This is a genomic window from Marinobacter sp. bablab_jr003 (assembly GCF_016464245.1).
Classification (GTDB): domain Bacteria; phylum Pseudomonadota; class Gammaproteobacteria; order Pseudomonadales; family Oleiphilaceae; genus Marinobacter; species Marinobacter vinifirmus.
This window is the reverse complement of sequence record NZ_JADARC010000036.1, coordinates 67,511-80,737: the sequence shown is the minus strand read 5'-3', so window position 1 is coordinate 80,737 and position 13,227 is coordinate 67,511. Positions and strand designations below refer to the sequence as shown.

General features: G+C 61.6%; 7 protein-coding genes. All 7 read left to right on the top strand.

Annotated elements, in window-relative coordinates:
- The first annotated feature begins 82 nt into the window (after positions 1–82).
- The 7 genes from pilG (at position 83) to H3Z84_RS02635 (ending at position 13,218) form a co-directional block, all read left to right on the top strand.
- A complete protein-coding gene (pilG, locus tag H3Z84_RS02665) occupies positions 83–475 on the top strand; it encodes a twitching motility response regulator PilG (RefSeq protein WP_011787170.1) in 393 nt (130 codons plus the stop codon).
- A 34-nt stretch (positions 476–509) separates the two neighbouring features.
- Complete coding sequence (gene pilH, locus H3Z84_RS02660; protein WP_011787171.1) at positions 510–872, top strand: twitching motility response regulator PilH; 363 nt, start codon at positions 510–512, stop codon at positions 870–872.
- Positions 873–892: 20 nt separating this feature from the next.
- The gene (locus H3Z84_RS02655) at positions 893–1,438 is read left to right on the top strand and encodes a chemotaxis protein CheW (protein WP_022990361.1); all 546 of its coding nucleotides are present in this window, start codon (positions 893–895) and stop codon (positions 1,436–1,438) included.
- 94 nt (positions 1,439–1,532) lie between these two features.
- Complete coding sequence (locus H3Z84_RS02650; protein WP_199456154.1) at positions 1,533–3,608, top strand: methyl-accepting chemotaxis protein; 2,076 nt, start codon at positions 1,533–1,535, stop codon at positions 3,606–3,608.
- A gap of 27 nt (positions 3,609–3,635) precedes the next feature.
- Positions 3,636–4,535 (top strand): CheR family methyltransferase, encoded by a 900-nt coding sequence (locus H3Z84_RS02645; RefSeq protein WP_094624837.1) that lies wholly within the window; start codon positions 3,636–3,638, stop codon positions 4,533–4,535.
- Positions 4,536–4,546: 11 nt separating this feature from the next.
- Positions 4,547–12,166 (top strand): Hpt domain-containing protein, encoded by a 7,620-nt coding sequence (locus tag H3Z84_RS02640; protein ID WP_199456153.1) that lies wholly within the window; start codon positions 4,547–4,549, stop codon positions 12,164–12,166.
- Complete coding sequence (locus H3Z84_RS02635) at positions 12,166–13,218, top strand: chemotaxis protein CheB (protein WP_199456152.1); 1,053 nt, start codon at positions 12,166–12,168, stop codon at positions 13,216–13,218. Before H3Z84_RS02640 ends, H3Z84_RS02635 begins: the two co-directional genes overlap by 1 nt.
- The last annotated feature ends 9 nt before the right edge of the window (positions 13,219–13,227 follow it).

The following is a 13,227-nucleotide window of genomic DNA, read 5'->3' as shown; positions in this document are numbered from 1 at the left end:
GGTTTATAGATCAACCTTAATGTTTGTGTTAAAACCCCGTTCGAAAATAACGACAGTCGCTAGAGCGCAAGGCAGTTGGACAATGGATGACAACTTCGAGAACTTGAAGATCATGGTGATCGACGACAGCAAGACCATTCGTCGCACCGCAGAAACCCTTCTGAAGAAAGTCGGTTGTGAGGTCATCACTGCCACTGACGGCTTTGACGCTCTGGCCAAGATTGCCGACTCCCAGCCGGACATCATCTTTGTTGACATCATGATGCCCCGCCTGGACGGCTACCAGACCTGCGCACTGATCAAGAACAATTCCTCTTTCAAGAAGACGCCGGTAATCATGCTTTCGAGCAAGGACGGCCTGTTCGACAAGGCTAAAGGCCGCATCGTAGGCTCCGACCAGTATCTGACCAAACCCTTCAGCAAGGATGAGCTGCTCAACACCATCCGCCAGTACATGCCGCAGGCGGAACAGTAAAACCTGCTGAACCCCCAGAACCATCGAGGAAACCATGGCCCGCATTCTGATTGTTGACGATTCGCCAACCGAAGTTAAGAAAATCTCCACCATCCTGGAAAAGCACAAGCACGAAGTGCTGACCGCAGACAACGGCGCCGACGGCGTAGCCAAGGCCCGCGCGGAAACTCCGGACCTGGTGCTGATGGACGTGGTCATGCCCGGCCTGAACGGCTTCCAGGCGACACGCCAGCTGACCCGCGCACCGGAAACCGCATCTATTCCTGTTGTGATCGTAACCACCAAGGATCAGGAAACTGACCGGGTGTGGGGAACCCGCCAGGGTGCCAAGGGTTACCTGGTCAAGCCAGTTAACGAAGACGACCTGATCAAGACAATCAACAGCCTGATTGCCTGATCCCTGACTTTGGAGTTCGCATGTCCGCCCAGGCCGCCCCTTTTGCTGTTCTGACGGATATCGCCCGGCGCAGCCGTTCCATGGCGGCCGGCCTGCCGGAGCAGGAAGAAGCCGTTGAACTGTGGAACGGTATCGGCTTCATCCTGGCCGGCGAGCACTACGTTGCCCCGATGGGGGAAGTCACAGAAATCCTGCACGTGCCCCGGTTTACCCACATTCCGGGCGTACGCCCGTTCCTGCTGGGCGCCGCCAACGTCCGGGGCCGGTTACTGCCGCTGGTTGACCTTGCCAACTTCTTCGACATCCCCCGCTCTTCACGGAATGCCCGTGAACGGCGGGTGCTGGTGGTTGAGCAGGGCGATGTGTTCAGTGGCCTGGTGGTCGACACCGTGCTGGGTATGCAGTATTTCGCAAAAGACAGTTTCAGGGCCAGCACCAACGGTGTGCCCGAAAACGTTCAGCCGTTTGTGAGCGGCGGCTACGAACGTAATGACGAAATCTGGAAAGTATTCTCTGCCGCCACCCTGGTGGAAGACGAACGCTTTCTTGATGTTGCACAGTGGTAAGGGTGATGGCACTGGCAGGCACATCACCCTGTCCATCTGAAGCCCGCTACACCAAAATTGCCATTTCCAGAAGAAAGAGGCCGGGAGCCAGAAAATGAAAAACAGAGCCGGAAGACTCAGTACCGGACAGGGCGGCAACAAACTCGTTGCCGGCCTGATCGCAGCGCTGATTGCACTTACCGTCCTGCTCGTTGTGGTGCTGTTCATCATCAACAAGGACAGCCAGAACGATCAGCAATACATTGCCAACACTGCAGAAATGCGGGTGCTTTCCCAGGAGATTGCGAAGAACGCGACCGAGGCTGCCGGTGGTACCGCCGAAGCGTTCGACCAGTTGCGTCGCTCCCGGGACGAGTTCCAGCAACTCTGGACCAGTGTTACCGAAGGCAATCCGGAAACCGGCCTTCCGGCCAGTGAACTGGCACAACAGAGCGGTGTACAGCAGCACTGGAACAGTGTTCGCGAAAACGCTGACAGCATCCTGTCTACCCGGGAAGCGGTACTGGGCCTGCACGAAGTAGCCCGCACCCTGAACGAAACCATCCCGCAGCTGCAGGTGGAATACGACGATATCGTTCAGATCCTGCTGGATAACGGCGCACCCGCCGAGCAGATCTCTCTGGCCCAGCGCCAGTCCCTGCTGGCCGAGCGTATTGTCCGCTCCGTTAACAACGTACTGTCCGGTGACGAAGACGCCGTTATCGCCGCCGACCGTTTCGGCCGCGACGCCAGCCTGTTCGGCCGGGTACTCGAAGGCCAGCTCAACGGTAACCCGGCCATGGGTATCAGCCGGGTAGCCGATGAAGACGCCATCTACGGCCTGGAAGCGGTTGACGAGCTGTTCGAATTCGTTTCCCAGAACGTTGACGCGATTCTTGAAGCCTCTCCCGACCTCTTCAAGGTTCGTACCGCTGCCAGCGACATCTTCCAGAACTCCGAAATCCTGCTGGCCGAGCTGTCGGTACTGGCTGACGGCTTTGGCTCCCAGTCCGGCTCCCGCCTGGTCAGCCCCACCCTGGCCTTCTTCATCCTGGCGGCCATGGTAGCGATTGTAGTGTTCATCGGCCTGGCCCTGTACCGCGATGCCCAGTCCCGACTGGCCACCACCCAGGAACAGAACGAGCAGAACCAGAACGCGATCCTGCGACTGCTGGACGAACTGGCCGACCTGGCCGATGGTGACCTGACCACCGAGGCCACGGTAACCGAGGACTTCACTGGTGCTATCGCCGACTCCATCAACTACGCGATCGACCAGATGCGCGGACTGGTGCAGGCCATCCGGGGTACTGCCGTACGGGTAGCCGGTGCGGCCCAGGAAACCCAGGCCACAGCCATGCACCTGGCGGATGCTTCCGAGCACCAGGCCCAGGAAATTGCCGGCGCCTCTGCCGCGGTTAACGAGATGGCGGTGTCCATCGACCAGGTATCTTCCAACGCTGCGGAATCCTCAGCGGTTGCGGAGCGGTCGGTTGCGATCGCCAAGAAAGGCGCGGAAGTGGTACAGAACACCATCCGCGGCATGGACAACATCCGGGAGCAGATCCAGGAGACCTCCAAGCGGATCAAGCGTCTGGGTGAATCCTCCCAGGAAATCGGTGACATCGTATCCCTGATCAACGACATCGCCGACCAGACCAACATCCTGTCCCTGAACGCGGCAATCCAGGCCTCCATGGCCGGTGACGCGGGCCGGGGCTTCGCGGTGGTTGCGGACGAAGTTCAGCGCCTTGCGGAACGTTCCTCTGCAGCAACCAAGCAGATTGAAGCGCTGGTTAAGACGATCCAGTCTGACACCAACGAAGCGGTTATCTCCATGGAACACACCACCGCCGAGGTGGTCCGTGGTGCCCGTCTGGCCCAGGACGCGGGTATCGCCCTCGAGGAAATCGAGAACGTATCCATGTCCCTGGCGGAGCTGATCCAGAACATCTCCAACGCGGCACGCCAGCAATCGTCCTCTGCGGCGCACATTTCCAACACGATGAACGTTATCCAGGAAATCACCTCGCAGACCTCCTCCGGTACCAACGCCACGGCGAAGTCTATCGGTAACCTGGCTGAAATGGCGTCCGAGCTGCGGTCCTCCGTTGCCGGCTTCACCCTGCCGGATGAAGACCAGGCCGACCAGGAACAAGAGCAGGACAACGATATCCCGGTGGTCAGCTGATCACCGGCCCGGGGCAGATAACGGTTTATGGCTCAGATGCATAACCAGCTGTCAGCCGCCGAAGGGATCTGGGCACTGCGCCGGCTTCCGGATATGGACGAGGCGCAGTTCAACCAGTGGCAGACCCTGCTGGAACACCGTACCGGTATGACCCTGACGGCCGACCGCCGCTCCTTCCTGGAAACCAACCTGGGAATCCGGATGCGGGAAATCGGCTGCAGCAGCTACCAGGCCTACTACGAGAAAATCGTATCCGGCCCGGATGCCATCAGGGAATGGGCCACACTGGTGGACCGCCTGACCGTGCAGGAAACCCGGTTTTTCCGGGATGCCGATGCCTTCCGGCTGGTGGCCGATTACGTACTGACCCGGCCCCGGGAGCAACTGAGAAAGCGTGCACTGGAAGCCTGGAGTGTGGGCTGCTCCACCGGCGAGGAGCCCTACACCCTGGCGATGATTCTGAACGAATGCATGAACCAGCTGGCTCTGCAGCCCCTGTTCGGGGTAACCGGTTCGGACATCAGCCAGCCGGCCATCGAGAAGGCCAGGCTGGGCCAGTACAGCGCCCGCAAGTTGCTGGGTATGGATGAAGACCTGAAAGCCAGGTACTTCCGCCCTGCCGAAAGGAACACCGTAGAAATCGTGAACAGCATCCGTGAACGGGTGTGTTTTACCAGGCTCAACGTAATGGATCTGGGCAAGGCACCCATGCACGGCATGAACATTATCTTCTGCCAGAACCTGCTGATTTATTTCCGCCGCTGGCGTCGGCGGGACATTGTGAAAAGGCTAGCAGAGCGTCTGGCACCGGGGGGCTTACTGGTGCTTGGCCAGGGTGAACTGACCGATTGGCAGCCACCGGGCCTGCAGAGGGTTCCCTCGGAACATGTACTGGCGTGGATCAAGCGCCAGCCCGACGAAGAATAACCGGAGTGGTTATGGGCAATCACCATGACAGTATCGCCCTCGACTGGGTTCGGGGCGAAATACAGGACACGCTGACTCAAGGCCAGCATGCACTGGAAGCGTACGTCGAGAATCGCGACGACACCGCACGCCTGCGCTTCTGCCTGAACTACCTCCACCAGGTACACGGTACCCTGCAAATGGTGGAACTCTACGGTGCAGCCCTGCTCACCGAAGAGATGGAGAAACTGACCCAGGCCATTCTGAACGAATCCGTCACCAGCGTTGACGATGCCGTTGAAGTACTGATGCAGGCCATCCTGCAGCTGCCGCAATACCTGGAACACCTGGACAGCAGCCAGGACGATTTCCCGATGGTGCTGCTGCCCCTGCTGAACGACCTCCGGGCTGCCCGGGGCGATTCCCTGCTGTCTGATACCTCACTGTTCAAGCCTGACCTGACCCCCTCACAGCTGCAGGTCAGCGCCGCTGTTTCAGAACGCCTGCAAGATCCCAAGGTTCTCGGCCACCTGCGCAAACTGCGCCAGATGTACCAGTTTGCCCTGGCCGGCGTAGTGCGCGAGGAAAGCCTCTCAGCCCACTTCAACTACATGCAGAAGGTGCTCCAGCGCCTGATCCGCCTGTGCCAGAAAACCCCGAGGGGTGAGCTCTACAAAGCTGCCAGCGGCTTTATCGAAACACTCCAGGGCGGCGCCAACCCGGTCAACACTGCGGTCAAATCCCTGTTGCGGGAGCTGGACGCGGAAATCCGCAGGCTCACCGACGAACACAGCAGCATCCTGCAACAGCCGGTACCCGAAGCCCTGTTCAAGCACCTGCTGTACTACGTCGCCCGCGCCCGGGACCTGGAGATGCCTCAGGTCAGCGCCCTGCGCCAGGCCTACCAGCTGGATGATGCCCTGCCGTCGGACAGCGATGTCGACGCCGCCCGCACCCGGGTTTCCGGCCCGGGCCGGGACGCCATCCATTCGGTGGTGAGTGCGCTGAACGAAGAACTGGCTCGCCTGAAAGACCAGCTGGACCTGTTTGTCCGGGCCGAGCTGCGCCAGAACGATGAACTGGAAGAACTGCTGCCGGGTATGCGCCAGGTAGCCAACACCCTGGCAGTGATCGGCCTGGGCATTCCGCGCAAAGTGGTTACTGACCAGATCGAACTGGTGGAAAAGCTCAGCACCCAGAGCGACACCGTCGACGACGGCACCCTGATGGATATCGCCGGCGCCCTGCTCTACGTCGAGGCCAGCCTGGCCGGACTGGACAGCGATCGCCACGAACCGGCAGCCACCGGCGACAACGAATTCCACCTTGGCTCCCAGGAACTGGGCGAGGCTAACGAAGCGCTGATCCGGGAATCCCGCAACACCCTGGAACAGGTCAAATCCTCGATTGTGAACTTTATCGCTTCCCAGTGGGATACCCGGGAAGTGGAACACGTTCCTGAGTTGCTGCACAGCATCCGCGGCGGCCTGTCGCTGGTGCCGCTGGAGCGTGTCGCCGACATGCTGGCCTCCGCCGAACGCTACGTAACCGACGTTCTGCTCAACGGCAAACAGGTGCCGGACTGGAAACAGCTCGACACCCTGGCCGATGCGGTAACCAGCATTGAATACTACCTGGAGCGCCTGGCCGACGGCATCACCGAGAACGACGCTATCCTGCGCGTTGCCGAAGACAGCCTGGCCAGCCTGGGCTTCCCGGTCGGCCAGGAACCCACCTGGCAGCAAGCCGGAGAGGAACTCCAGCCGGACGAACTGCCGGTACTGGATACCGGGGCGGCCGTCGAAGAGCCAGTCCAGGAAGCCAAGACCTCCGACCAGGACCTGGTCGACGACGAAATCCTCGGCATCTTCGTCGAAGAAGCCGAGGAAGTGCTGCAGACCATCCACGAGCATTACCCCCGTCTGCGCCAGAATTACGACGACCGCGATGCCCTGACCGAAGTGCGCCGGGCGTTCCACACCCTCAAGGGCAGTGGCCGCATGGTGGGAGCCACCTCCATTGGCGAGCTGGCCTGGTCTGTGGAAAACCTGCTGAACCGGGTGATCGACCAGACCCTCAAGCTCAATGACGACACCTTCGCCCTGATCGACGAGGTCAACGCACGCATTCCGTCCCTGATCCAGGAATTCCGCCGGGGTGATTACACCGGCGATGTTGATGGCCTGATCAGCCGGGCCGAAGCCCTGGCCACCACCCGCCGCACCGAAACCGGCACCGCAGAAACGGAAGTGGCCGAAGCAACCGAGACCGTCACTGAGGCCCCGGCCCCGGTCGCAGTTCTGGAACCCGAAGCAGAACCGGAACTGGCCCAGCCGGAGAGTACCGGCGAAACAGAGGCGGATGCCGACGACCTGATCGACGACGAAATCCTCGAGATCTTTGTTGAAGAAGCCGGCGAAGTTCTGGACACCATTCGCGAATACCTGCCGATGCTGCTGCGCCAGCGCGACGATCGCAGTGCCCTGACCGAAGTACGCCGGGCCTTCCACACCCTCAAAGGCAGCGGCCGCATGGTTGGCGCCAGTGTGATCGGCGAACTGGCCTGGTCTGTGGAAAACATGCTGAACCGGGTCATTGATGGCAGCATCTTCATGACCGAAGACGTGGCCAGCCTGCTGCAGGATGTCACCGATGCTGTACCCGGCCTGGTTTCCGACTTCGAGAACCGCCGCCCGGCAGCGTTGGATACCTCGGCCCTTGAAGCCCGCGCCAATGCCCTGGCCAACGGAGAGATCCCGGACGCCAGCACCATGCCGGCAGCCGACTCCGAATCACTGACTGAACCTGAAACCGTTGGCGTCCAGGAAACCGACAGCGACGCTGAAGCCGCTGACTACGACGACGATGAAGACGCCGTTGATCCGATCCTGCTGGAAATTTTCGAGAACGAAACCGAAACCCACCTGCAGACCATCAACGACTACCTGGCAACCGCCGGCGACAAGGCCACCGTCAGCTACACCGACGATCTGTCCCGGGCCCTGCACACCCTCAAAGGCAGCGCGAACACGGCTGGCATTGCCCCCATCGCCGCCGTCATCACCCCGCTGGAACGCTTTGTTAAGGAATCCCGTTCCCAGAACAAGCGGGCAGACCGTGATGTACTGGAACTGATTGCCGATGCCAAGGAGTTCCTGACCCGCGGCCTGGCCCAGCTCCGGGATAACCCGCAGGCAGACCTCGAAGGCACCGAAGACTACCTGGCCCGCCTGGAGCAGGTGTACCAGCGTACCCTGCAGTCCTCCGATCCGGCCGATGAACTGCAACCGGATACCCGGGCACCGTCCCAGCTGGTACAGCTGTTCCTGAACGAGGGCCTGGACATTGTGCTGGATGCCGAGAGCATCCTGGATGAATGGTCCCGCCATCCGGACCAGCGCCAGTCTGTGGAGACCCTGCAGAAAGAGCTGGAACAACTGGCTGCCGGCGCGGCGGAAGCCGGCCTGGTGGATGTTACCGAGCTGGCCGCTGCACTGAACCAGTCCTACAGCACGGTATCCGAAAAGCAGCCGGAGCCGGACGATACCTTCTTCAGCACCCTGCGCGCCGGCCATGAGCAACTGATCAACCTGATGGACCAGGTCGCTGCCGGCCTGGCCACAGAGAGCAATGACGACCTGATCGACGAACTCTACGCCCTCGCGAACCGGGCAGACGAGAGCGAGCTGGAGCAGGAATTCGAGCAACAGTTCTCCGGCGATCTCGACGAAATCGACCTGAGCCTGGAATTCGACGAACTCGGGCAGCCCGACGAGCAGCCGGAACCCGAGTCTCCCGGCGAAGGCTGGCTGAGCGAAGAACCTGCGCTCGAAACTGCAGCTTCCACCGACGAAGACAACGAACTGGACGACGAGCTGGCTGCCATCTTCCTGGAAGAAGCGCGGGACCTGGTCGACAGCACCGCAACCTCGCTGCAGACCTGGAGCGAAGACACCGGCAACCTGGATACCCTGCACCTGTTGCAGCGCGACCTTCACACCCTCAAGGGCGGCGCCCGCCTAGCCGGCATTGCGCCCGTCGGTGACCTGTCCCACGAACTGGAAACCCTGTTCGAAGGCCTGACCGAGCAGCGTTTTGCCGTCAGCGATTCGTTGTCTGACCTGCTGTTCCGGTGCCATGACCGGTTGGCCAACATGGTCGACAACCTGGAAGCCGGAAACCAGCCCGAACCAGCCCCGGACCTGATCGCCGATATCCACGCCTGGATCGACGGCGCCCGGGATGGCGGAGCCAGCACCGAACCGGCAACCGACTTTGATGACGACATTCTGGCCCAGGCCGAAGCCGAGTTCGATGCGGACAGCGAAGAGGAAGCCACAGACAGCGCCGATGAGGATGCCCTGGCTGGCCTGTCGGACCTTGACCCGGAACTGACCGGCATCTTCCTGGAAGAAGCCTACGACCTGATCAACTCCACCGGCAGTGCCCTGCACACCTGGAGCGAAGATCCGTCGAACCAGGCCGTGGCCGCAGAACTGCAGCGCGATGTACACACCCTGAAGGGTGGCGCACGGATGGCCGGCGTCGACGCCATTGGCGACCTGACCCACGTTCTGGAAGACCTGTTCGAGAAGGTGGCCGAAGGCCAGCTGGCCGCCAGCAACGACATGACCGACCTGCTGTTTGCCTGCCATGACCGCCTGGCACAAATGGTGGAACAGGTTGCCACCCAGAAGCCCTGCCCGCCGGCCAACGACCTGGTTCAGCAGGTAGAAGCGATTCTCCGCGGTGAAACACCGGTACCGGCCAGCGAAGGGCAGGAACCGGCACAAGACCTTACCGAAGACACAGCGGATGACACCGGCTGGATGCCAGACACCGGGCTTGAGGCTGACGAAGACCTCACCGAAGCCTTCGAAGCCATGGGCGGTGACGACCTGGCCGGCATCTTCCTGGATGAAGGCCTGGAAATCCACGAAGCCATTACCGAGTGCCTGGACCAGTGGCGCGAAGATCCGGACGAACTGACCGTTCTGACCCGCCTGCAGCAGGAGCTGCACACCCTCAAGGGTGGTGCCCGGCTGTCCGATATCGACCCGGTGGCCGACCTTGCCGAAGCCTGGTCTGACAGCCTCGAACCCCTGCTCTCCGGCGGCAACAACCAACAGGCGTTGCTGGCGCTCAGCGATCAGGGTGCCGCCAGCCTCAAGGGCATGCTCGACAGCCTGGAAGACGGCCATAAACCGGGCGCCGCCAGCGATCTGATCGAAGCCTTCCGCAGTGTTCAGGCCGAACCGGCTGAACAGGGCGAACAAGCGACAGCCACGGCAGAACCGGCCGCTGACGAAGCCGATGCGGTTGACCCGGAAGTGCTGGAAATCTTCCTGGAAGAAGCCGGCGAGATCATGGACCAGCTCGAGCAGGTGCTCGATGACTGGCGCAAAGACCCGAGCAACCACCAGTACAACCAGGAAGCCCAGCGGGCCCTGCATACCCTCAAAGGTGGTGCCCGCCTGTCCCAGCTGAGCGTGCTGGGCGACAAGGCCCATGCCTTCGAGACCCGGTTGATCGACCTGGGCGGCAATGCACCGGGCGACAGCCAGTGGCAGGAGATCACCCAGGACCACGACGCGATCATCGAGCTGGTCTCCGACGTTCGCCGGCGCTTTGCCGACGGTAGCCCGGTGGTCCAGCCGGAGCAGCCCGCGGAAGACGCACCCGAACACGAGCAGCCGGAACCGCAGGCCGCCGAGCCGGAAACCTCGGTGCCCGAAGCCCCGAAACCGCCAGCGCCCGCCAAGCCGGCCCAGGCTCCGGCCAAGGCCCGCAATAAAGCAGCGGAAGCCCAGCGTGCTGCCCAGGAAACCATCCGGGTATCGGCACCGTTGCTGGACGAGCTGGTTAACCTGGCCGGTGAAACCAGTATTACCCGTGGCCGCCTGGAACAGCAGACCAGCGACTTCGGCCACACCCTTGAGGAAATGGCCGCTACCATCGAGCGTCTGCGCGAACAGCTGCGCCGGATGGATATCGAAACCGAAGCCCAGATCCTGTTCCGTGCCGAACAGGAACACGGCCCGGATTACGGCGACGACTTCGACCCGCTGGAAATGGACCGCTACTCCTCGATCCAGCAGTTGTCACGGGCACTGAGCGAATCGTCTTCTGACCTTGCAGACCTGCGTGAAACCCTGTCTGACCGGGTGCGGGATACCGAAACCCTGCTGGTGCAGCAGTCCCGGATCAACACGGAACTCCAGGAAGGTCTGATGAAGACCCGGATGATTCCGTTTGCCTCCATGGTGCCGAGACTGCGCCGGATTGTGCGCCAGATCAGCAACGAACTGGGCAAGAAGGTCAACTTCGACGTGCGCAACGCCGAGGGTGAAATGGACCGCAACATCCTTGAGCGCATGATTGCGCCGCTGGAACACATGCTGCGGAACGCCCTCGACCACGGCATTGAAAGCCCCGAAGACCGGGCCCGTGCCGGCAAGCCGGAAACCGGTGAAGTCGTGCTCTCGCTGACCCGTGAAGGTGGCGACGTGGTGCTGCGCATGATCGACGACGGCAAAGGCATTCCCGCCGAAGTGATCCGTGACAAGGCCATTCGCCAGGGCCTGCTGCGGGCCGACGAAGACCTTACCGAACGGGAAGTCCTGCAGTTCATCCTGCAGCCCGGCTTCTCTACTGCCCAGCAGGTGACCCAGATTTCCGGCCGGGGCGTGGGTATGGACGTGGTGTCCAGCGAGATCAAGCAGCTCGGCGGAAGCCTGGATATCGATTCGGCCCTGGGGCGTGGCACTACCTTCACGGTGCGCCTGCCATTCACGGTATCCGTTAACCGGGCCCTGATGGTTGCCACCGGCGAAGACTTCTACGCCATCCCGCTCAATACCATCGAAGGTATCGTGCGGGTCAGCACCTACGAGCTGGAAGAGTACTACAAGCCGGATGCACCGCTTTACGAATACGCCGGCCAGCAATACCGCCTGCAATACCTGGGCAGCCTGCTGAACAGTGACCACCAACCCAAGCTGCAAGGCCAGGCCCTGCCGCTGCCGGTGATCCTGGTTCGGGGTGCCGAGCAGCCACTGGCCCTGCAGGTTGACCACCTGATGGGCAGCCGGGAAATCGTGGTTAAGTCTCTCGGCCCGCAGTTCAGCTCGGTTCGTGGCGTGTCCGGTGCCACCATTCTGGGTGACGGTAACGTGGTGGTGATTCTAGACCTGCCGGCCATGCTCCGTTCCGACATCCTGTCTGAGCGCCAGCGCCTGGCTAACCTGGACAAGGCACGCGAAGCCGGCCGCTACGAAGACCAGACCACCACGGTTATGGTGGTGGACGACTCGGTTACCGTACGGAAGGTTACTTCCCGACTGCTGGAACGCAACGGCATGGAGGTTATCCTCGCGAAGGACGGCCTGGATGCGGTGGCCCAGCTGCAGGACCATCGTCCGGACATTATCCTGCTGGATATCGAAATGCCCCGGATGGACGGTTTCGAAGTGGCCAGCTTTGTGCGCCACGACGAAAACCTGAAAGAGACGCCCATCTGTATGATCACCTCCCGGACCGGCGAGAAACACCGGGAACGGGCACTGGCCATCGGCGTCAACGAATATCTGGGCAAGCCGTTCCAGGAAGCCGAGCTGCTTGAAACCATCAAACGACTGACCGGGAACGGGTAATGACCGGCCATGAAGGCCGACCCGGCATCGGCATTGTGTCCGATGTGGTGTTGCAGCGGCACCGGTTGCAGGTGGCTGCCGGCAAGTTCGGACTTGAGGTCAGCTTTTCCGGCGGCCCCGACCGCCTGATGGATTATCCGGGGTTTCCCGATGCCGCCCTGTGGCTGGTAACCCTGGAAGACGAAGCCGACCACCCGGCGCTGTTCGAACACCTGCTGGAGCACACCGATGCCCCGGTTCTGTTCGGGATGGACCAGGCTCCAAAGCCCGGCACCAAGGACTATGTGCGCTGGGAAAGGCGTTTGCTCAACAAGCTGGAAAAGCAGCTGGGGCACCTGGAGAAACTGGACTCCGCCAACGACATCGAAGAGCTGGAAGTCCACGCCCGGCCATCACCCGAGGCACCACAACTGCCCCAGTGGATAACCCCGGCGGCTCCGGGTTCGGTAGCCGAGGAGATCTGGGTTCTGGGCGCTTCGCTGGGCGGTCCCGCTGCGGTGAAAACCTTTCTGGACCACCTGCCGGCCGGCCTGCCGGTCGGCTTTGTCTACGCCCAGCATATAGATGACAACTTTACCGGCGTGCTGACCCGGGTACTGGGCCGCCACGCCCACTACCAGCTGAAGCGGGCAGAGGAAGGCTACAAGGTTCGCAACGGCGATGTGGTACTGATGCCGGTAGAACAGGAGTGGTCGTTCGCAGACGACGGCAGCCTGACCGCCACCGGCAAGCCCTGGCCCGGCCCCTATGGCCCGTCTATCGACCAGGTGCTGCTGAACGTGGCTGACCACTTCCGCGAGCACTGCCACGCGATTCTGTTCTCCGGGATGGGCAACGACGGCGCCATCGCCGCACCGCTGCTGAAGAAACGGGGCAGCCGGATCTGGGTCCAGGACAGTGCCAGCTGTGGCAACAGTTCGATGCCCGAGTCTGTCGCTGCCACCGGCTGCGCCAGCTTCTGCGGCACACCGGACCAGCTCGCCGGCGAACTGATCAAAACCATTGAAAACCATTGCCTGCTCAAGGGCCGGCAAAAACGGGATTCTGCCTGAGGACACACA